The organism is Stenotrophomonas sp. YJH_SMC_32 (assembly GCF_059369975.1).
In genome coordinates this window covers 341956-361824 of sequence record NZ_JCAFTE010000001.1, presented here as the reverse complement: position 1 = coordinate 361824, position 19869 = coordinate 341956, and the positions used below count along the sequence as shown (strand labels likewise).

Sequence of the window (19869 nt, the reverse complement as noted above, 5' to 3'; positions counted from 1 at the left end):
CTTGACCTCAACCCCGGTTGGGGGAGCACAGTGGACCTCCCCTCCCGCCCGGTGCCGCCATGACGACGCTCGATGTCCCCCGCTACCTGCAGCGCCTGCAGCTGGATGCCCCGCCACCGCTGACGCTGGCCGGCCTGACCCTGCTGGAGCAGCGCCACAACGCAGTGCTGCCGTTCGAGACCCTCAGCTGCCTGCTGCGCGATGCAGTACCGATCGACCTGGACAGCGTGCAGCGCAAGCTGCTCGACGACCGTCGTGGCGGCTACTGCTTCGAACTCAACGGCGGCCTGCTGGCGCTGCTGCAGGCGCTGGGCTTCGATGCACAGCCATTGAGCGCGCGCGTGCTGCTGGCTGCCCAGGACGGCGAACTGACCGCGCGGACCCACCTGCTGCTGCGCGTGCAGGTGGACGGCGATGACTGGCTGGTGGATGCCGGTTTCGGCAGCCTGACCCCGACCGTGCCGCTGCGGCTGCATGATCCGCAACCGCAGGCCACCCCGCACGAACGCTATCTGCTGCAGCGGCTGCCCGGCGAGGGGGATTTCGTGCTGTCCGCCGAATCCGGTGACGGCTGGCGGGCGATGTACCGTTTCGACCTGCACGTGCCGGCACCGATCGACAACGTGGTGGGCAACTGGTACGTGTGCACCCATCCCGACTCCAGCTTCCCTGGCCAGCTGCGCGCGTCGCTGACCGGGCCGGACTGGCGACGCACCATCGGCAGCGGCAACTACACCGAGTACCGCCCCGGCCAGGCACCGGACAAGCGTCCGCTGCAGGATGTTGCCGACGTGCGCGACGTGCTGCAGCAAGGCTTCGGCATGCAGCTGCCGGACGACCCGCGGCTCGATCCGGCGATCAACGACTGGCTGCAGCGCTCACGCGCCGCGACCTTGTAGAGCCGAGCCCATGCTCGGCTGAGCTTGGGCGGCTGGGCCAACAGCAGCCGAGCGTGGACTCGGCCACGCGCCAGTTGCCCGCGTCGAACGGTCCGAAGCGCAGCTCAGCTCCCGCTCGCAGTGCACGCTCCAGGCTCACCTCCAAGTCCATGCCCACACCTGCGGCCTCGTCGGCAAACGGAAGGTAGGCCATCCTGCAGTCGTGCAGCATGACGCCCCTTGCAGGGCAGTGCTGGCATGCTGGGTGCCCCTTTCCTCGCGGAGTCCTGCATGTCCCTGGCCGATCACCAAAGTGCGCTGGCACCGCAGGGTTTCCTGCGCGTGGCGATCAACCTGGGCAACCCGGTGCTGGCGCAGGGCGATGCGCACTCACCGCGCGGACCGTCGGTGGAGCTGGCCACGACATTGGCGCAGCGCCTGGGTGTGCAGGCACGCTTCACCTGTCACGATGCCGCAGCCTCGGTGGTCGCTGCGGCAGGCGAAGACAGCTGGGATCTGGCCTTCCTGGCCATCGATCCGGCACGCGCCGACCGCATCGCCTTCAGTGCTCCGTACGTGGAGATCGAAGGCACCTATCTGGTGCGCGAGGACAGTCCCGCGCAGCAGGTGACCGACCTCGACCGCGAGGGGCTGCGCATCGCGGTGGGCCGCGGTGCAGCCTACGACCTGTTTCTCAGCCGCGAACTGCGCCACGCCACGATCGAACGGGCCGAGACGTCGGCGGCTGCGATCACCCTGTTCGATCTGCAGCGCCTGGATGCCGCCGCCGGCGTGCGCCAGCCGCTGCAAGCATGGGCGCGGGCGCATCCCGGCCACCGCGTGCTGGCCGACCGTTTCACCGCGATCCAGCAGGCGGTGGCGGCGCCGGCATCGCGCCCCGCCGACGCGCTGCAGGCGCTGTTCAAGGAAGTGCAGGCGATCAAGGCCGGCTCGCTGCTGGAGGAGGCGTTCGCGCGTGGCGGGCAGGCGGTCACGCTGGTGCGATGAGTGTAGCGTCCGCCATGTGCCGCACGTGTTCGGCAGCCTGCGCGTGCAGCCAGTCGCGGAAGGCAAGAAAGCCGCGGTGGCGGGCCGAACGCTGAGGGTAGACCAGCCAATGCGGCCAGGCGGTTTTCAGGCGCAGGTTGGACAGCGCAACCAGTTGGCCGGAATCCAGCAACAAGCGCGCCCGCGTCACCCGCCCCAGCGCCACGCCCACCCCGTCCAGCGCCGCACGGTGGTGTGCCTCCGAATCATCCAGCACCGCTACGAAGCGCGACGGCGGGGTCTGCCCGCTCAACGCGAACCAGGCCCCCCACGCACCATCGGGGTCCCCCAGCAGTGGCCACTGGTTCAGTGGCACCCGGTCGATCCCTCCCATGCGTTCGATCAGCGCCGGGCTCGCCATCGGCAGCAGCCACTCGTCGAACAGCGGCTCAATCACCAGGCCCGGCCACTGCCCGCTGCCCAGCCGCAGCGCGGCGTCGAACTGGCGCTGCCGCTCGAAATCAATCAGGCGCTCACTCGACTGCAGGTTGATCTCGATCTGTGGGTGCTCAGCCACGAAGTGACCCAAGCGCGGCACCAGCCACGCCGACGCCATCGACGGCACCGCACTGATCGTCAGCACGTGCTCGGCGCGGGCCGCATAGGGCTGGAAAGCTTCGTTGATCGCATCCAGATGCGGGCCGACCTGGTCGAGCAGGCGCTGCCCCTCCAGGGTGAGGGCGACGCCACGCGGTTGGCGGACCAGCAGTGGCTGCCCGAGCCGCTCTTCCAGCTGGCGCATCTGATGGCTGAGCGCACTGACGGTCAGATTCATCGACGCCGCTGCCCGTGACAGGTTGCCCAGCCGCGCGGCGGCCACGAATCCCTGCAGGGCATGAAGGGGCGGACGGGACATCAGGCTTGAATTCCTCTCAAGGCATGCTTGCGGAAATGTCGCTTTTTGCGCTTCCATGCTGCCCGTATCGTGCAATCCACTCAAGTGGAGGCACGCTCATGAACATCTTCGGCAGCCTGTTGTTCCTGCACGGCCATGTGGCCAACGCCGAGCTGGCACGCCAGCTGGCCAGCCCGTCCACCGCCTCCCCTGCGTGCGCGGCGCAACCGGCCGCGCCGGTTCAGCAGCCGAGGACCCGTTGAACGCGGCTCAACCTGTGTACCAGCGTTGGACGTATTCAGGCAGCCAGGGCATTGGATCGATATCCAGTGCCCGGCAACCGTCGAGCGTGTCACGCAGCACGCCCTCACCGGGGCCACCGGGAATCCGCAGGCCTTCTTCTTCCGGAAGCTGCACCACAGTCCAGTCGTGCAGCCGGTCCATGCGCAGGCGCAGCGCCGCCTGCAGCCATGCCTTCAGCGGGTAACAGCGATAGCCTTGTTCACCCAACGCAGCAATTGCCAGCGACAAGGCCTGGTTGGCACCACGTACCCATTCAGTACGCCCCCCAGCCTTGTGCTGGATCGTCATCGGTGCCGGTGCGCGGTGCGCCTTGAACGGCGAACGCAGCTGCAGCTCCAGATCACGTGCATCGCGCTCGCCCTCCGCTTCCACCAGCGCACCGGCATCGAGATCGAAGAACTCGAACCATCGCCGATGCAATGCGCTGATGCGTCCGAGCGGATCACGTGAAAAGCCGATCTTCGCGTAGTCCTCCCACGCACACGGGAAGACGTAGGTGAAGACACGACCGTCGATGCGGATATCCGATTGCATGTGCGCAGGCTGCCTCGACCTCAGCCCGGGCGCAACCGGGCGTTGCCGTGGACGCTGCAGCGCTCCGGCAGTGCGGCTTCGTGCAGCCGGCACGAACTATTCTTGCTGACCGTCGCTGCCATCTCCGCCCGCCATGCCGTCTGCTGCGCCCGCCCCCCTACCGATTTCGTCCATCACCCTGGAAGCGGCAACCTCCGCGGTGATCCACCAGCACAACGCTGAAGCCGCGCGGCAACCGGCATCGCTGACCAAGCTGATGACCGCCTACGCCGCCTATGCGTGCGTCGAAGAGAACGGACGCTCGTGGGACGACCCGGTCACCATCGCCGCCGACGATGTGCATGCCGTGGCCGATGATGAAACGCGCATGGGCCTGGTGCCCGGCGAGACAATCACCCTGGCGCGCCTGCTGGAAGGGTTGATGGTGGTGTCCGGCAATGACGCTGCATTGGCGATCGCGCGCCACCTGGACGGATCGCAGGCCGCATTCCTGGAACGCATGAACCGTCACGCACGCCAGCTCGGGCTGCGCAGCACCTGGTTTGCCAGCGTGTCCGGCATCACCACACCGCACCATGTCTCCAGCGCGCGCGACATGGCGGTGCTGGCCGCCCGCCTGTTGAACGACCATCCGCAGATCCTGGCGATCACCGCGCAGCGCGCGTTCGCCCATGGCAGCTTCAACCGCAGCAACCAGAACGCCCTGCTCGGCGAAGACGGCGTGGACGGCTTGAAGACCGGCTACACCCAGGCCGCAGGCTTCTGCCTGGCCGCCACCGCGTGCCGGCCAGTATCCGGGCGGGACCAGCCGGTACGGCTGATCACCGTGGTGCTGGGCTCTGCAAGCCGCGACGCGCGCGACGCACTGGTGCGCGACCAGCTGGCCGCGGGATTCGCCGCCCTGGCCGGCGGCTGACCGCTCGTGCGGCTCAGCGCCGCTTGACCGTCGCCACGATCAGCCGCTGCAGCTCGGCCACGGCACCGGCCTTGTCCAGCGCGCCGGCAGCCACGCCCTCTGAAAGGGCTTCAGCCGCACCGAGAATGGCCCAGCGCCCCGCCAGCGACACCGTGCCGTCGGCGGCGAACGGACCCAGCCAGACCTGGCAGTTGTCGATGAAATCCTGCTGGTAGCGCCGTCGCACCTCATGCAGTTCCGGCGCCCCCACCAGCGCGGCGAGGATGCCTTGCACTTCACTGCCCTGGCTGAGGACGCAGTCGATGTAGCCGGAGGCGATGGCCGCCGCCCGATCGACCAGTTGCGCCCGGGCGCGGCCGATGCGCTCGTGGAAGACCACGGTCTGGCGTCCGTCATAGTCATCGTAGAGCGCCGCCAGCAAGCCATTGCGGGTCACGAAGTGATCGTAGGCCACAGGCTTGGTCACGCCCGCCGCCTCGGCCAGCCGCCCCAGCGTCAACGCTCCGGTACCTTCTCCGCGGACCAGTGCCCAGGCCACATCCAGCAACTGGCGGGTGCGTTGCTCCCGGGTCATTCGGCGGCGCGTGGGGATGGCGTTGGCGGGCATCGGCGGAGCACGGCGATCAGCGCATTGGAACACCAATTTTACGGCCGATCGCCAGCGCGGTCTGCAGATGCGCGTCAGCGCCACCGGTATCGGCGTCCAGCAGCAGGTGGGACGACAGCACGCGTGCGCCGCAATAGTCGAAGATGCCCATGTCGATCTGCGTCCTCATTGCCGCGTCGTAGCCACGACGTTCGACCATGGCTGCGTCGGCGCCGCCCAAGCCGACCAGATGCACATTCAGGCGCTGCAGCTTCTTCACCAGCCTGCCCTGCGCATCCTGTGCGTAGGCCCAGTCGTTGGTGAACACACGGTCGATCCAGCCTTTCAGCAGCGCCGGGAACGACCACCAGTACAACGGGAACACCAGCACCAGCGTATCGGTGGCATCCAGCCGCGCGTGCTCGGCAGCGACATCGGCCGGTACCGCGCCGGTGCTGCGGAACAAGGCCTGGTCCTGCGGGTTGAAGCGCGGATCGAAGCCTTCGGCCATCAGGTCGGCATAGGCCACGGTGTTGCCGGTGTCGGCCGCGACAATGGCATCACCGATGCGACGCGCCATCGCGTGGGTCAGCGAACCGGGCTCAGGGTGGGCGATGACAATGAGGCTGTGCATGGGGATCTCCAGGAATCGATACCTACTAATGGTAAGTAGCGATTCCTGGGAAACCAGCGCCACCGGTGGGACGCTGTTTTCGCGTCCAACGTATAGTGCAACGATGCCCTGTGGGACATCCGGACATGGATCGACGCCTGCCCCTGACGATACTGACGCTGCTGCTGTCGCTGTTGCTGCCATCCGCCTTCGCGGGTGAACTCAGTCCCAGTGACGCGAAGGCCCTGCGCGAAGATGTGCGCGCCCTGATGACTGCCTACGCCCGCGGCGACGCGGACTTCCTCATCGAGCGCACGCATCCCAGCCTCAAGCGGCTGGCCGGCGGCGATGAGGCCTTCCAGGCGATCACCCGCGATGCGTTGAAGAAGCAGCACAGCGGCGGCGTGGTGGTCATCAGCGAAGACGTCGGTGTGCCGACCCGGACCTATGCGGCCGGGGAGGAAGAAGTCTGCTTCGTGCCACGCCAATCCCTGGTACGGGTGCGTGAATCCCCGATGCGCAGCACCACGTTCATGGTGGCCGTGCGCCGCATTGGCGGTTCCGGGTGGACGTATCTGGACGGCACGGGGCTGCAGGACAATCCGCGCCTGCTTCGCCAACTGCTGCCAGCGCTGGAACCCGGCGTGATCCTGCCCAAGCGGGAGATCGAGGCGTTGTAGTCGCCGGCCCTTCCCGTCATGCAGGGCGCGGGGCTACTGGAACAACGCGTTCAAGGCAGCCCCGGACGCCGCCTGCTGCAGGCCATCGAAGCGTCCGTCCTGCACGATCGGCTGGGTCGCCTGCATCAGTCCAGCCCACGCGGCACGCGCCAGCGCACCGCCCAGGCTGACCCGGCGAACGCCAAGTGCGGCGATGTCCTGCAGGCTCAGTGCTGTGGGGCCAGCGACCAGCAGGTTCACCGGCTTCGAGCCCGCGGCGGCGACCACCGCACTGATCTGCTCGCGCGTACTGATGCCCGGTGCGTACAGCACATCGGCTCCGGCCTCGGCGTAGGCACGCAGGCGCCGCAGGGTATCCTGCAGATCCGGTACGCCCACGAAGAAGTTCTCCGCTCGCCCGACCAGCAGCACGTCGCCGCCCGCGCGGTCGATGGCCGCACGCGCCGCGCGCAATCGCTCGACCGCCTGCTCGATGGGCCTCAGTGGTGCATCGGCCAGGCCGCTGGCGTCCTCGATCGACAACGCCGCAATGCCGGTAGCGAGCGCCGCGGCCACCGCCTCCTCCACCGCCTGTGGCGTAGCGCCGAAACCATCACCGAAGTCGGCATTCAACGGCAACGGGGTCGCCGCCGCCATCAGTCGCAGGTGCTCCAGCGTGGCCTGCAGCGATACCGCGCCGTCCGGCCGCCCCTCACTCCAGGCGCAGCCGGCACTGGTCGTGGCCAGGGCCTGGAAGCCCTGCCGCTGCAGATAGCGCGCACTGCCCACGTCCCACGGATTGGGCAGCACGAAGCATCCTGCTGCATGCAACTGGCGGAAGCTGGCGCGCTTGCGCAGGGTGTCGGCATCAGGCGAGGCCATGGCGGGCTCCGGGGCGGCAGACCTGCACCCTAGCCCGCCGTTCGGTCGCGCTCAAGGCGACGAAGGCAGCCGTGCATGAAGTGATGCCGGCTGCTTATTGGACGCCACCGGCAGCCCTGCCCGAGCGTGGACGCCTGCCCCCACAATGCCGCCACGGAGCCCCTCATGCACCCGGACCCGCAGCCCCTCACCGACGCAGGCGACGATGACGCCCACTGGGCCGACCTGCTCTCGCCCACCCGCCGGCGCCTGATCGCGTCGGCCGGCCTGGCCGCCGGCGGCCTGGCCAGCGCGTCCACCGCCACCGCCGCCGCGCGCGTCGGCAGCGCCGTGAACACCACCGAACCCGGGCGACCTGGCTTCCGCGCCATCGTTCCGCCAGCGCCCAAGGGCCGCAGCCCCTGGGGCCAGGCCACGGCCAGCGAACCGACCCCGCGCCCGGCCAGCGTGCGCCCCGGCGAGGCCACGTTGCCCACCGCCCCGCGCGCCTACACCGACATCAAGAGCTACCACGCCCATATCTATTTCGATGAGGACAGCTTCGAGAAGGCAGCCCTGCTGCGGCGCTGGGCCGCCGAGCGCTTCCCGGTCGAGCTGGGCAACTGGAACCTGGAGCCGCGTGGCCCGCACGTCACGCCCTCTTTCTACTTCGGCTTCACCAACGACCTGCTGCCGGTGCTGGTGCCGTGGCTGCAGCTCAACAGCCTGGGGCTGACCATCCTGATCCACCCCAATACCGGCGACGGTCGCGCCGATCACCTGTATTACGCCTTGTGGGTGAACCGCGCGCAGCCGGTGAACGCCTACAACTGGCCGGCGCCACAACCGGGGGAACAGGAGCCGTTGGAGGAGGTATTCCCGAACGTGGTGCCGACGGTGCCGCTGGAAACCTGAGCGGATGTCCGATTGGGGCGCTGGGGGTGTGCAGCGCACCTTGGGCAGCCCCCTCGGTGGCTGCGTAGCTTGCTGCGCACCGCACTTCCTTCATCCACGCATGGCGTGGATATACCGCATCATGGGCCGTTGCGGCATCGCCCCTCGCCCGGCCCTGCCGTGATCGTCGGCCTATGTGCTCGCATCCACCGCCTGCACGACGTTCAGCGCGCCTTGATCCGGCGTCCGCCATACAGCCACAGGCCCTTCGGCACGTTTCAAACATACGATTGAAACGCTGCAAACTTCGCCGAACTGGACAGCATCCACCGGTTCCGCCAGACTGCCGCCCTTTCCCGTCTTCCGGATCCCATGGCGAAGCTGCTGGTCCTGCACGGCCCCAACCTCAACCTGCTCGGCACCCGCGAGCCGGAGGTGTACGGCCACACCACGCTGGCCGACATCGACCAGGCCCTGGCCGCGCAGGCATCGGCTGCCGGGCACGCCGTGGAGAGCCTGCAGTCCAACGCCGAGCATGTGCTGGTCGACCGCGTGCAGGCTGCGCGCAACGACGGAACCGCTTTCATCCTGATCAACCCCGCCGCCTTCACCCACACCTCGGTGGCCCTGCGCGATGCGCTGGCGGCGGTGGCGGTGCCGTTCATCGAAATCCACCTGTCCAACCCGCATACCCGCGAACCCTTCCGCCAGCACAGCTTCTTCAGCGACAAGGCGGTGGGCGTGGTGTGTGGCTTCGGTGCCGACAGCTACCGCTACGCGATGGACGCGGCGCTGCTGCGCGTATCCGCCACCTGATTGTCGACCCGGGCGCCCACGGCGCTCTCCTCACCTAGATAGAAACCAAAGAGGCCCTCATGGATCTGCGCAAAATCAAGAAGCTGATCGACCTGCTGGAAGAGTCGAACCTGGCTGAAATCGAAATCAAGGAAGGCGAAGAGTCGGTGCGCCTGTCGCGCGCTCCGGTCGCTGGTTATGCCGCACCGGTCGCTGCTCCGGTGTACGCCGCCCCGGCGGCGCCGGCGGCGCAGGCCATGCCGATGCAGTCGCCGACCGAAGCGTCCACCGGCGGCACCGCCAAGCCGGGCCCGGCGCTGCCGGAAGGCCACGTGCTGCGCTCGCCGATGGTCGGCACCTTCTATGCCTCGTCCGCCCCGGACAAGCCGGCCTTCGTCACCGTGGGCCAGCAGGTCAAGGAAGGCGAAACCCTGGCCATCATCGAAGCGATGAAGATGTTCAATCCGATCGAAGCCGACACGTCCGGCACCATCGTCGCCATCCTCGGCGAGAACGGCCAGCCGGTGGAGTTCGACCAGCCGCTGTTCGTGATCGGCTGAGGGGCGCGCCATGCTCGACAAAGTCGTCATCGCCAACCGAGGGGAGATCGCGCTGCGCATCCTGCGCGCGTGCCACACCCTCGGCATCCGCACGGTGGCCGTGCATTCCACGGTCGACCGCAACCTCAAGCACGTGGCCATGGCCGACGAGTCGGTCTGCATCGGTCCGGCGCCGTCGCCGCAGAGCTACCTCAACATCCCGGCACTGATCGCCGCTGCTGAAGTCACCGACGCCCAGGCCATCCACCCGGGCTACGGCTTCCTGTCGGAGAACGCCGACTTCGCCGAGCGCGTGGAAGAGTCGGGCTTCATCTTCATCGGCCCCAAGGCTGACACCATCCGCATGATGGGTGACAAGGTCGAAGCCATCCGCGCGATGAAGGCCGCCGGCGTGCCGTGCGTGCCCGGTTCGGGCGGCCCGCTGGGCGATGACATCGTCGCCAACACCAAGATCGCCCGTGAGATCGGTTATCCGGTCATCATCAAGGCGGCCGGCGGTGGCGGTGGCCGTGGCATGCGCGTCGTGCACGCCGAAGCCTCGCTGAAGACCTCGATCGAAACCACCAAGAGCGAGGCCAAGGCCGCGTTCGGCAATGGCGAGGTCTACATGGAGAAGTTCCTGGAGAACCCGCGCCACGTGGAGATCCAGGTGCTGGCCGACGGCCAGGGCAACGCCATCCACCTCGGCGAACGCGACTGCTCGATGCAGCGCCGCCACCAGAAGGTGGTGGAAGAAGCACCGGCACCGGGCATCACCGCCGAACAGCGCGAGCAGATCGGCAAGGTATGCACCGAAGCCTGCATCCGCATCGGCTACCGCGGCGCGGGCACGTTCGAGTTCCTGTACGAGGACGGCCGCTTCTACTTCATCGAAATGAACACCCGCATCCAGGTGGAACATCCGGTCACCGAAATGGTCACCGGCATCGACCTGGTGGCCGAGCAGCTGAAGATCGCCGCTGGCCAGAAGCTGTCGATCAAGCAGAGCGACGTGGTACTGACCGGCCATGCCATCGAGTGCCGCATCAACGCCGAAGATGCTGAGACCTTCGTGCCGAGCCCGGGCACCATCACCGGCTTCCATCCGCCGGGGGGCCCCGGCGTGCGCGTGGATACCCATATCTACAGTGGCTATCGCGTGCCGTCCAACTACGACTCGATGATCGGCAAGCTGATCGTGCACGGCCCGGACCGCGAAACCGCCATCGCCCGCATGCGGGTGGCGCTGAGCGAGATGGTGGTCGATGGCATCAAGACCAACATCGCCCTGCAGCAGCGGATCATGCGCGACAAGGGCTTCCAGGCCGGTGGACAGAACATCCACTACCTGGAAAAGCGCCTTGCCGAGCGCAAGAACAAGCCGATCGCGCTGACCTGATCGTCAGCCGATGCTGGACAAGGAAAGGGCGGGGATATCCCCGCCCTTTTCTGTTTTCCTTCCGGCAGCGCCGAGCCGTTCCCGGCTTGCGGGCGAGTGCAGCCGAGCATGGCTCGGCTCTACTGATGCTGCTTCAGCGCGCGTCCGCCGCCGTCGCCGGAATCTGCGAATTGGCCAGCGGCCGCACGCCATTGGGCGAGGCTGGATCGACGATCACCATGGTCTCGGTCGAGCCATCCGGCCACACTACCTGGAAGGTGCTGCCAGCCGGCAGTGAAGCGAACGGCATGCCCGTCTGCGCGCGATAGACCGCAGCGACCTGGCTGGCGCCGGCGCGGCGCACGTCTTCCTGCGCCTTCACCGTGGTCAGTTCCACCTTCGACAGATGCCGGTACCGATCCTCGTAGGTATCGATCATCAGCAGGCCGACCGCACCGGCAGAGTAGGCCACGAACAGCGCCACCCAGAACCAGAACTTGGCCCCATGCAGGAATCGACGGTAATTCATCGCCCGTCCCTCTTTCCAATCAATCGCTTGATCCATTCCTTCATTTTCCCAGCACCTTGCCGCGATACCGCAGCGTCATACACGAAATCCCGGAAATCCTGCGCTCCATCCTGCGAACAGATCCCTCCGTTCGCACAAAAACTGTTGACCAGCACGCTGTCCGCTCCACACGGTAGACCGAGTTCGCAGGCCGCAAGCCGCCATGCAAGCTCACTGAGCTGTTCGCCCGCCACCAGGCCGTCGAGTGCGCTGTCACCGGCGGCACGCACGCCCATGCCCGGCGCGATCGCCATATAGGCCTCCGGATCACGCGAAGTGCGCACGCGCTCGACCAGGTCGCGGCGGTACTCGGCACTGTCATGCAACGGCTCACCCTCGGCGAACAGCGATGCTTCTGCGGCCAGATTGCCCTGCGCGGCCGCCTTGCGGCGTTCGGCCAGCACCAGCGCAGCGCCCAGCTTGTCGCCCGGAACGAAGCCGCCACACCGCTGCGCCACGCGCTCGCGGGCCTCGATCATCGCCGGCGCCGCGGTCAGGCCCAACCCGCTCAACACGTTGTTGTCCAAGCGGTAGCCACCCGGATCGAGCGCGTACTGCGCGCAATAGTCATACACGCGGCTGAGCATCCAGCGCGCTTCATGGTTGCCGGTATCGGCCTGTACGCGCAGGCGCTGGGCGAAGGCATACAGATCGCTGGCGTCTTCGATGTCGGCGCGGAGGTCCAGCGGCAGGCCCGACGGCAGCGTGTTGCCGCGCTCGACGGTGGCCAGCCGGCGCGCCAGGGCTTCCGGCACCACCGGCAACGCCGCTCCGCTGTCGCGGCTGGGCACGACGGTCGGCAGGTCCGGCGACGGTGATGCCACGCCCGCCGCATGGCCGCTGGCCCGGTACCCGGCCACGCCCAGCACGGCCACCGCCGGCAGCACGAGCAACCAGGTTTTCAGGGTCGGGGCGAAGGCCATCGGCGGCGGTGAGCGTTCACGGCGCACAGGAAAGTGTCGAGTTTAGCAAGGCCCGGCAGGCCTGTCTGAACTGCCCCCGTTCATCTCAAGATGGCATCTCACGCGATACGGAGACGCTCCGATGGTCTAGCATGGCCCCCTTTCCCGTGATTGCCCCCACCGCCATGCCGTTCCTGGAACTGACCCTGCGCTGCACCGAAGCCACCCAGCCCCGCTATGAAAATGCGCTGGAGGACGTCGGCGCACTGGCTGTGACCCTGCTCGATGCCGAAGCCGACACCAGCAACGAACAGGCCATCCTCGAACCCGGCGTGGGTGAAACGCCGCTGTGGGACACCCTGGTGCTGAGCGCACTGTTCCCCGCCGACAGCAATGCGCTTTTGCTGCTGGCCGCGCTGGAATCGTTCGATCCGGAACTGGACTGGAGCAACGGCAGCTTCCGCGCCGTCGAGGATGAAGACTGGGAACGCGCCTGGCTGGACCAGTTCCAGCCGATGGATTTCGGCAGCCGTACCTGGATCGTGCCGTGGAACCATGAACTGCCGGACGCCGCGCAGGCCGCCGATGCCGCCGTGGTGCGGCTGGACCCGGGCCTGGCCTTCGGCTCGGGCACCCACCCGACCACCGCCCTGTGCCTGCGCTGGCTGGACCAGCTGGCCGTGGACGGCCAGTTGCAGGGCCAGCGCGTGCTCGACTTCGGCTGCGGCTCGGGCATCCTCGCCCTGGCCGCGCTGAAGCTGGGTGCCGCCGAAGCGGTCGGCGTGGACAACGATCCACAGGCGCTGGTCGCCACCGCCGACAATGCCGAGCGCAACGGCGAGCAGGCGCGCATGCACGTGTACCTGCCGCAGGACGAACCGGTCGCCACCTACCCGATCGTGGTCGCCAACATCCTTGCCTCGGCACTGGACGCGTTGGCCGAGCTGCTGGCCGCGCGCGTCGCTGCCGGCGGCCGCATCGCCCTGTCCGGCATCCTGCATGGCCAGGAAGGCGAACTGCTGCAGCGCTACGCCGCGTGGTTCGACGACCTGCAGGCGACCCAGGATGGCGACTGGATGCGCATCACCGGCGTACGCCGCGCCTGATCGTGATTGAATGACCGCTGGATCCGAGCCCGCACCCTGAGCATGTCCGAGCCGAACCCGCCGCGCCGCCCCTTGGCCACCTTCCTGCGCCCCGCGTCGGAAGGCGAGGCTGCACCTGCGACCGATTCACGCACGCCCGACCCGGCGATGCAGGACATCCCGCCAGCTCAAGCCCGCGCCCCCCTCGAAGCGGCGCTGCCACCGATGGCGGAAACGCGACCGAGCGATGACATCGTCAACCCCGACGAAGCGGCCGTGATCGAACCCGTCCTTGCCGCTCCGGCCCCGCAGGCCGTGGCTGGGGATGCACCCAGTTTCCTGGGCACCTCGCGGCCACGCGCACTGCCGACGCCACGCTGGCACTGGGGGCTGGTCGCCGGACTGGCACTGCTGCTGGTCCTGCAGAGCGTGCTGGCCGATCGAGCGCGACTGGCCGCCGACGCCGGCAACCGCGCCTGGCTGGGCGCACTGTGCGGCGTATTGCGCTGCAACCTGCCGGCCTGGCATGAACCCACCGCGTTCACCATGACCAGCCGCGAGATCCGCCCCCTGCCGGGCCAGGCCGGCGTACTGCAGGTGCAGGCCAGCATCCGCAACGATGCACGCTGGGCACAGGCCTGGCCGGATCTGCGCCTGTCGCTGTCCGATGCCGATGGCCGGGTGATCGGCAGTGGCGTGTTCGCACCGGCGCAGTACCTTGGCGAAAACCCCGGCGCGGCCGTGCTGGAACCGGGCCAGAGTGCACGCATTGCGTTCCGCGTGCAGGAACCCGCCGCATCCACCGTCGCATTCACCTTCGACTTCCTCTGAGCAGGATAGAGGCGACCAGCCGTGGCAGGTCGGGCACGCTCGCGCTAGACTGGCCGCCACCACCTCGTCCGGCCGCGCGCTCCGCGCGCACGGGCCAACCGAATCGGGAATCCCCTTGAACGCTGTCCTCTCTCGTCCTGACAACAGTCGTGGCGCTCCCCGGCCACCGCTGCGTGAACACGTCGCCCAGTCCGTGCGCCGCTACCTGCGTGACCTTGATGGCTGCGACGCGGACGATGTCTACGAGATCGTGCTGCGCGAGATGGAAATCCCGCTGTTCGTGGAAGTGCTCAACCACTGCGAAGGCAACCAGAGCCGTGCCGCGGCGATGCTGGGCATCCACCGCGCCACCCTGCGCAAGAAGCTGAAGGAATACGGCATCAGCGCGTAAGCGCGCGTGGGTAGTGCCGGCCGCTGGCCGGCAATCCCATGAACGATGGCAGGACCGGTGGATCCACGCCATGCGTGGATCGAAGCCCGGCAGAATCAGCTGCCTCCGCCCGCCTTCCAGTAGTACCTCACCACATGGAAGAACACGGGCGCGGCGAAGCACACCGAATCCAGCCGGTCGAGCATGCCGCCATGGCCCTCGATCATGTGGCCCCAGTCCTTGATGCCACGGTCGCGCTTGATCGCCGACATCACCAGGCCGCCCCAGAACCCCATCAGGTTGATCAGCAGCGACAGGCCGAACGCCTGCAGCGGCGTGAACGGGGTGATCCACCACAGCGCCGCTCCCAGCGCGCTGGCACTCAGCACGCCGCCCACGAAGCCCTCCACCGTCTTCGACGGCGACAGCTTCGGCGCGATCAGGTGCCGGCCCAGCAGCTTGCCCCAGATGTACTGCAGCACATCCGAGGACTGCACCACGATCACCAGGAAGGCAAACAGCAGCACGTTGCGCGCCGGATCATGCCCGGGCACATGCAGGTTGAGCAGCAGCGGCACATGCGAGATGCAGAACACGCAGATCATCAGCCCCCACTGCACCTTCGCCGTCCGCTCCAGGTAGTGCGTGGTATCGCCACCGATGGTGGACAGGATCGGCAGGAACAGGAACGCGTAGACCGGAATCAGCAGCGTGTACATGCCGTACCAGTCGATCCACACCAGGTAGTACTGCCACGGCAGCACGATGTAGAACGCGGCCAGCAGCGCGTAGTAGTCGCCCGAGCGGGTCGGTGCCAGAGTGATGAACTCGCGCAGCGCGAACAGCGAGATGATCGCAAACAGTACGATCACCCCCGCGCGACCGAAGAACAGCGCCAGCCCGACCACGATCGCCATCACCCACCAGGCGCGGATGCGCGACACCAGGTTGGCGATCACTGCACTGGGCTGCCCACGCTGCCGCCAGCGCAGGGTCTCGGCCACCAGCGTGGCCAGCACCAGCACCGCGCCGACGCCGGCAAACAGCAGGCCGGTCTGCTGGCCCACGCTGCGCGCGGCCAGGTCACCGGACACGTCCATCAGATAGCTCATGCGCGCCCTCCATTCGGCGCCAGGTCCAGCAGCGCCTGTCGGCTGCGGGCCAGGAATGCGGCCTTGTCCTCGTCGGCCTGCAGCCGCAGCGGCGTGCCGAACGTAGCCGTGCACAGCAGCGGCAGCGGCAGGAACCGGCCCTTCGGCATCACCCGCTTCAGGTTGTCGATCCACACCGGCACGAACTCCAGCTCCGGCCGTTGCCGCGCCAGGTGGTAGATGCCGCTCTTGAACGGCAGCAGCGGCTCATCGCCCACATTGCGCGTGCCTTCCGGGAACAGGATCAGCGAGCACTCTTCGTCGACCGCATCGCGCAGCACCTGCAACGGGTCCTGCTGGCGATGCCCGGCCTCACGCTCTACCAGTACACCGTTGAACACGGCATCGATCAGGTAGCGGCGCAGGCCGTCGCGCTGCCAGTATTCGGCGGCGGCCACCGGGCGTACCTGTCGCCGCAGCGCGGGCGGCATCGACGACCAGATCAGCACGAAGTCACCATGGCTGGCGTGGTTGCCGTAGTACACGCGGCGCTCGCTGGACGGCGCACAGCCGATCCACAGCGCACGGGCGCCGGTCACCACGTGGATCGCGCCACTGCAGGCGCGTGCAATCAGTTCGGCGAACATCGGCCCCTCCCGTTCACGTCTGCGGCCACACTACGGCCAGCACCAGTAGTGCGGCCTGCACTGCTGTCAGCAGGTACTGGCGCAGCAGCAGCCGGCGCATGCCGGCCCAACGCACGTCCCAGCCGCGCAGCGGCGCATCGGCCGGTGTGCGGCGCAGGCCACTGTCCTGCAGCAGCTGGTCGGTACGGCGTGCAGCGGCTTCGCCATCCAGGCCTTCATCGCGCAACAGCTGCAGCAGGCTCGCGTCCAGCCCGACCCGCCATGCATGGTAGGCCTGCATGAGCCCAGCGCCCACACTGAGCAGCAACAGCCCGGCGGCGATCATCGCCAGCCCCGGTTCGATGCCCAGCAGCAGCAGCGCCACCAGCAGCAGCCCCAGTGACAGCAGTGCGGGCCAGCGTCCCTGGCGCAGCAGCAACTGCATGGTCGCCAGATCGGGAACGGCACTCATGCGCGCCCTCCAGCCGCTGCGGTGATGGCTTGCAGATGCTCCGGGCCCAGCACGATGCCGGGGCGTGCCGCACGCACGATGGCGACCGCCGCCTCGACTTCCACGGCACGGCCCGTGCGCAGCAGCCACGTCGCCACGCTGGCGGCACTGCGTGAGTAACCCAATGCGCAGCACACCAGCAGCGGTCCCTGTACCCGCAGCCGTTCGATGGCCTCGGCGGCCTCGCGCAACTGGTGCGGCGTGGGCACCACCAGATCCAGCATCGGCACGCTGGCATACGCCGCGCCCGGCGCGCGGCAGGACAGCTCGGCGCAGGCATCGATCACGCCCACCAAAGGTGCCGGCAATACCGTGCAGGGAATCCGGCCCAGCCACACGCCGTCCAGCACCGGCACCGGCTGCGGCGCACGCCGTGTCCACAGCCGCGAGTTGATCCAGGCGGCGCCCAGGTACGGTGCCAGCAGCCAGCGTGCCGCCATGGTCAGGCGACCATCGGCGCGCTTCTGGAACACCGCCGTACCCAGACCGGCATAGGCCAGCGCCACCAGCAGCAGCGACACCACCGGCCACAGCAGCCACAACGCCGTACCCCGCAGCAGGACCACCGGCACCAGCAGCACAGCGGCCCCCAGCAGGTACAGCGCAGCCAATCGCCACCGCTTGGCATGCCGCACGATGCGCCAGGCACGCAGCGGTGGCGTGCCCTGCTCCGGCCACAACCACACGCACAGCCAGCCGGCCAGCAGGCCGGTCGGGATGTCGATGAAATGATGCTGGAACGTGGTCAGCACCGAGACGCCGATCAGCAGCGCCCACACATGCAGTACCCAGCGCCAGGCACCGTGCAGGTACTGCGCGAACTTCACCCACAGCACGATCAGCAGCACGATGTGCAGCGATGGCGCCTGGTTGAACGGCTTGTCGAAACCCAGCAGCACATCGAACAGCCAGCCGAACACACCGCCGATCTCCGGCCGCTCGAAACTGAAGCGCAGCGGCCACAGCAGGAAGCAGCTCACGGCGATCAGCTGTGCACTGAACAGCCGCAATGCGTGCCGGTCCAGTTCGAGGCGCTGCCGGCACAGGAAGAAGGAGACCGCGTAGAACAGGTCGATCGACCAGTACGGCACGATCGTCCATGGCACGAACGGAATCTGCGTTTCCCAGCCGAACGCCATCACCGGCAGTTCGGCGTGGCGGCCGGCCATCCAGTTGGCGAAGCCGTAGCTGGCAAAGAAGAACGGGCCCAGCAGGGCCAGCCACAGCAGCGCGCGCCGCCAGGGGCGCCCCGCCGTGGCAAGCGGAGTTGCAGCCAGCGTCGCCATCACGCGGTCCGGCGTGCCAGCGACACAGTGAAGATGCCGAAGTCATCGATGCGCTGCGTCACTTTCTCGAACCCGGCCAGGCGCACCAGTTCATCCATTTCCTGCTGGGTGCGGCGGCGCATCACCCAAGCAGCGCCACCACGATGACTGGTCAGCGCGCGGGCGATGAACTCCAGCTGCGGGTGCCAGGGCTGGCCGGTGTAGGCCAGGTAGCCACCCATCGGCACCGTTGCGGCGATGCCCTGCAGCGAGCGCAGCACGGCGTCGTTGTCGGGGAACAGTTCGTACAGGCCCGATACCACCGCCAGCGTCGGCGCCGGGTCGACCTGCGCCAGCTGCACCGGATCGAACGCATCGCCCTGTTCGAAACGGGCGATGTCGGACGCACCGAGGCGCTCGATCAACGCCTGGCCCTGGGTCACGTTCAGACCGCTGAAGTCGCGCAGCACGATGCGCTCGGCGCGTTGCTCGCCCTGGCCCAGCGCTTCCAGTACATAACGGCCATGGCCAGCGGCCACGTCCAGCACGCGCACCGGCATGCCCTGCCCACGCAGGCGCTGGGCGGCATCGCGCAGCAGTTCCTGCAGGTGCCGACCGCGAATGCGGATGCCGCGCCAGCCGATCGCATCCAGGTAGTTGCGGTCGACCAGGCGACCCAACGGGCCTTTGCCACGTGCTTCGTCGCGATAGATGTAGTCCAGCGTGCTGCCCGAATCGAAACCGGTCTGCAGGCCCAGTGCAATGCCTTCGGACAGTCTGCCGCCAAAGCGCAGGCCACCGCGCACCACGCGCCAGCGAAGATCGGCCAGGCTGTTGCGCTCGGGCGGCCAGGCCAGGATTTCAGACTCTTCAAATGTCGGCCCATGGCGGTGCGCATCGCGGCGCGACAGCTCGCGCAACGGCTCGGCGAAACGCGCCTGGATGAAGCTGCGGATGCGCGCCAGTGCCGGTGCCCGATCACGCTCGCCCAGCGTGTCGTGGAAGAAGCCCGGCAGATGCACGCGCTCCTTGATCGGGCTGGACAGGCGCTCGTAGAAGCGGTCCTGCGGGCCACGGTGCACGACGAAGTCCGAGCCGGACACCAGCAGCTGCACCGGCACGCTGATCGCCTGCGCATCGGCGACGATGCGATCGGCCGCCTCGTACAGGCCCAGCAGCACCCGCACCGAGATTGGCCGGGTGATCAGTGGATCGGTGCGGTAGCTTTCCACCCGCGCCGGATCGTGGGTCAGCCATTGCGGCTTGACGTAACTGTTGACGAAGAAGTTGCCGCGCAGCTTCTGCATCAAGGCCAGGCCCGGGCGTGCGAACGGCACGTACAGCTTCACCTTGAACGCCGGCGAGGCCATCACCAGCGCGCGCAGGCGTGGCGCGTAGTCGTGCACCCAGGTGGCGGCGACCACGGCACCCACGCTCTGCGCGATCACCACGATGTCTTCCACCGCGATGCCATGCTCGGCGCCGATGTGGGCGATGAAGCTGTCCAGGTCGCGCACCAGCGCCGGAAAGCCCGGTGCATCGCCACGCGCGCCCGGCGAACGGCCATTGCCGCGCGCATCCCAGGCGAAGAAGGCGGTGTCAGGCAGGTCCAGCTCATCGACCAGATGGGTAACACGCCCGGAGTGCTCGTGCCCGCGGTGCAGCAGCACGATGGCCCGGGTGGCCCGGGTGGCCGGGGTGGCGGTGGTGCCGGCCCAGTACCGGTAGAACAGCGGTACCTGGTCGAAGCTGTGGAATTCCCGTTCCTGCGCCTGACGCATG

The 19869-nt window shown here is 68.0% G+C and carries 24 protein-coding genes; 12 read left to right on the top strand and 12 right to left on the bottom strand.

Features of this window, described 5'->3' with window-relative positions:
- The first annotated feature begins 59 nt into the window (after positions 1-59).
- Together AC5P7S_RS01670 and AC5P7S_RS01665 are read left to right on the top strand one after the other, a co-directional pair.
- On the top strand, positions 60-899 hold the full coding sequence (locus tag AC5P7S_RS01670; RefSeq protein WP_095378188.1) for an arylamine N-acetyltransferase family protein: 840 nt from the start codon (positions 60-62) through the stop codon (positions 897-899).
- Between the two features lie 270 nt (positions 900-1169).
- Positions 1170-1886, top strand: a complete 717-nt coding sequence (locus AC5P7S_RS01665) for an ABC transporter substrate-binding protein (RefSeq protein ID WP_065178847.1) — start codon at positions 1170-1172, stop codon at positions 1884-1886.
- Here the strand turns inward: AC5P7S_RS01665 and AC5P7S_RS01660 are convergent.
- Positions 1870-2781, bottom strand: coding sequence for a LysR substrate-binding domain-containing protein (locus AC5P7S_RS01660; RefSeq protein WP_095378189.1), 912 nt, complete (start codon positions 2779-2781; stop codon positions 1870-1872). The genes AC5P7S_RS01665 and AC5P7S_RS01660 overlap by 17 nt on opposite strands.
- Before the next feature lie 98 nt (positions 2782-2879).
- Between AC5P7S_RS01660 and AC5P7S_RS01655 the strand changes: the two genes are divergently transcribed.
- Positions 2880-3023 carry a hypothetical protein gene (locus AC5P7S_RS01655; protein ID WP_162911598.1) on the top strand — a complete coding sequence of 48 codons (144 nt, stop codon included), beginning with the start codon at positions 2880-2882 and terminating at the stop codon, positions 3021-3023.
- 7 nt (positions 3024-3030) lie between these two features.
- Here AC5P7S_RS01655 and AC5P7S_RS01650 read toward each other — a convergent pair whose 3' ends face one another.
- Positions 3031-3597, bottom strand: a complete 567-nt coding sequence (locus AC5P7S_RS01650; RefSeq protein WP_095378190.1) for a GIY-YIG nuclease family protein — start codon at positions 3595-3597, stop codon at positions 3031-3033.
- A gap of 133 nt (positions 3598-3730) precedes the next feature.
- Here AC5P7S_RS01650 and AC5P7S_RS01645 point away from each other — a divergent pair, with 133 nt between their 5' ends.
- Entirely contained in the window at positions 3731-4513 is a 783-nt protein-coding gene (locus tag AC5P7S_RS01645) for a D-alanyl-D-alanine carboxypeptidase family protein (RefSeq protein ID WP_065196838.1), read from the top strand.
- 13 nt (positions 4514-4526) lie between these two features.
- On the opposite strand, the gene AC5P7S_RS01640 is transcribed toward AC5P7S_RS01645, so the two are convergent.
- Both AC5P7S_RS01640 and AC5P7S_RS01635 read right to left on the bottom strand, forming a co-directional pair.
- Positions 4527-5120 carry a TetR/AcrR family transcriptional regulator gene (locus AC5P7S_RS01640; protein WP_095378191.1) on the bottom strand — a complete coding sequence of 198 codons (594 nt, stop codon included), beginning with the start codon at positions 5118-5120 and terminating at the stop codon, positions 4527-4529.
- A 16-nt stretch (positions 5121-5136) separates the two neighbouring features.
- A complete protein-coding gene (locus AC5P7S_RS01635) occupies positions 5137-5733 on the bottom strand; it encodes an NAD(P)H-dependent oxidoreductase (RefSeq protein WP_095378192.1) in 597 nt (198 codons plus the stop codon).
- Between the two features lie 125 nt (positions 5734-5858).
- Between AC5P7S_RS01635 and AC5P7S_RS01630 the strand changes: the two genes are divergently transcribed.
- Positions 5859-6392: a hypothetical protein gene (locus AC5P7S_RS01630; protein ID WP_095378193.1), complete on the top strand. Its 534-nt coding sequence runs from the start codon at positions 5859-5861 to the stop codon at positions 6390-6392.
- Between the two features lie 33 nt (positions 6393-6425).
- Here the strand turns inward: AC5P7S_RS01630 and AC5P7S_RS01625 are convergent, their stop codons facing one another.
- Positions 6426-7253 (bottom strand): isocitrate lyase/PEP mutase family protein, encoded by an 828-nt coding sequence (locus tag AC5P7S_RS01625; protein WP_053498264.1) that lies wholly within the window; start codon positions 7251-7253, stop codon positions 6426-6428.
- A gap of 165 nt (positions 7254-7418) precedes the next feature.
- Here AC5P7S_RS01625 and AC5P7S_RS01620 point away from each other — a divergent pair, with 165 nt between their 5' ends.
- The 4 genes from AC5P7S_RS01620 (at position 7419) to accC (ending at position 10859) form a co-directional block, all read left to right on the top strand.
- Entirely contained in the window at positions 7419-8147 is a 729-nt protein-coding gene (locus tag AC5P7S_RS01620; protein WP_053498265.1) for a DOPA 4,5-dioxygenase family protein, read from the top strand.
- 351 nt (positions 8148-8498) lie between these two features.
- Positions 8499-8942: a type II 3-dehydroquinate dehydratase gene (gene aroQ / locus AC5P7S_RS01615; protein WP_005419695.1), complete on the top strand. Its 444-nt coding sequence runs from the start codon at positions 8499-8501 to the stop codon at positions 8940-8942.
- 59 nt (positions 8943-9001) lie between these two features.
- Positions 9002-9481 carry an acetyl-CoA carboxylase biotin carboxyl carrier protein gene (gene accB / locus AC5P7S_RS01610; RefSeq protein ID WP_019660824.1) on the top strand — a complete coding sequence of 160 codons (480 nt, stop codon included), beginning with the start codon at positions 9002-9004 and terminating at the stop codon, positions 9479-9481.
- A gap of 10 nt (positions 9482-9491) precedes the next feature.
- On the top strand, positions 9492-10859 hold the full coding sequence (accC, locus tag AC5P7S_RS01605) for an acetyl-CoA carboxylase biotin carboxylase subunit (protein ID WP_005419697.1): 1368 nt from the start codon (positions 9492-9494) through the stop codon (positions 10857-10859).
- A gap of 133 nt (positions 10860-10992) precedes the next feature.
- On the opposite strand, the gene AC5P7S_RS01600 is transcribed toward accC, so the two are convergent.
- Together AC5P7S_RS01600 and AC5P7S_RS01595 are read right to left on the bottom strand one after the other, a co-directional pair.
- A complete protein-coding gene (locus AC5P7S_RS01600) occupies positions 10993-11367 on the bottom strand; it encodes a hypothetical protein (protein ID WP_072167288.1) in 375 nt (124 codons plus the stop codon).
- Positions 11364-12329, bottom strand: coding sequence for a hypothetical protein (locus tag AC5P7S_RS01595; RefSeq protein ID WP_072167289.1), 966 nt, complete (start codon positions 12327-12329; stop codon positions 11364-11366). Before AC5P7S_RS01595 ends, AC5P7S_RS01600 begins: the two co-directional genes overlap by 4 nt.
- Before the next feature lie 164 nt (positions 12330-12493).
- Between AC5P7S_RS01595 and prmA the strand changes: the two genes are divergently transcribed.
- The 3 genes from prmA (at position 12494) to fis (ending at position 14615) form a co-directional block, all read left to right on the top strand.
- Positions 12494-13414: a 50S ribosomal protein L11 methyltransferase gene (prmA, locus tag AC5P7S_RS01590; protein WP_061478211.1), complete on the top strand. Its 921-nt coding sequence runs from the start codon at positions 12494-12496 to the stop codon at positions 13412-13414.
- A 42-nt stretch (positions 13415-13456) separates the two neighbouring features.
- Positions 13457-14224, top strand: coding sequence for a DUF3426 domain-containing protein (locus AC5P7S_RS01585; protein WP_095378194.1), 768 nt, complete (start codon positions 13457-13459; stop codon positions 14222-14224).
- 115 nt (positions 14225-14339) lie between these two features.
- Positions 14340-14615, top strand: a complete 276-nt coding sequence (gene fis, locus AC5P7S_RS01580; protein WP_005419706.1) for a DNA-binding transcriptional regulator Fis — start codon at positions 14340-14342, stop codon at positions 14613-14615.
- A gap of 95 nt (positions 14616-14710) precedes the next feature.
- Here the strand turns inward: fis and AC5P7S_RS01575 are convergent, their stop codons facing one another.
- Genes AC5P7S_RS01575 through AC5P7S_RS01555 form a run of 5 tightly spaced genes read right to left on the bottom strand, consistent with a single transcriptional unit; the run spans position 14711 to position 19868 of the window.
- Positions 14711-15706 carry a phosphatidate cytidylyltransferase gene (locus AC5P7S_RS01575; RefSeq protein ID WP_088497430.1) on the bottom strand — a complete coding sequence of 332 codons (996 nt, stop codon included), beginning with the start codon at positions 15704-15706 and terminating at the stop codon, positions 14711-14713.
- The gene (locus AC5P7S_RS01570) at positions 15703-16332 is read right to left on the bottom strand and encodes a lysophospholipid acyltransferase family protein (protein ID WP_005419712.1); all 630 of its coding nucleotides are present in this window, start codon (positions 16330-16332) and stop codon (positions 15703-15705) included. Before AC5P7S_RS01570 ends, AC5P7S_RS01575 begins: the two co-directional genes overlap by 4 nt.
- Before the next feature lie 13 nt (positions 16333-16345).
- Positions 16346-16783 carry a hypothetical protein gene (locus AC5P7S_RS01565; protein ID WP_095378195.1) on the bottom strand — a complete coding sequence of 146 codons (438 nt, stop codon included), beginning with the start codon at positions 16781-16783 and terminating at the stop codon, positions 16346-16348.
- Positions 16780-18108 (bottom strand): phosphatase PAP2/dual specificity phosphatase family protein, encoded by a 1329-nt coding sequence (locus AC5P7S_RS01560; RefSeq protein ID WP_095378196.1) that lies wholly within the window; start codon positions 18106-18108, stop codon positions 16780-16782. The genes AC5P7S_RS01565 and AC5P7S_RS01560 overlap by 4 nt, the downstream gene beginning before the upstream one ends.
- On the bottom strand, positions 18108-19868 hold the full coding sequence (locus AC5P7S_RS01555) for a bifunctional alpha/beta hydrolase/class I SAM-dependent methyltransferase (protein ID WP_095378197.1): 1761 nt from the start codon (positions 19866-19868) through the stop codon (positions 18108-18110). The genes AC5P7S_RS01560 and AC5P7S_RS01555 overlap by 1 nt, the downstream gene beginning before the upstream one ends.
- Position 19869 lies beyond the last annotated feature (1 nt).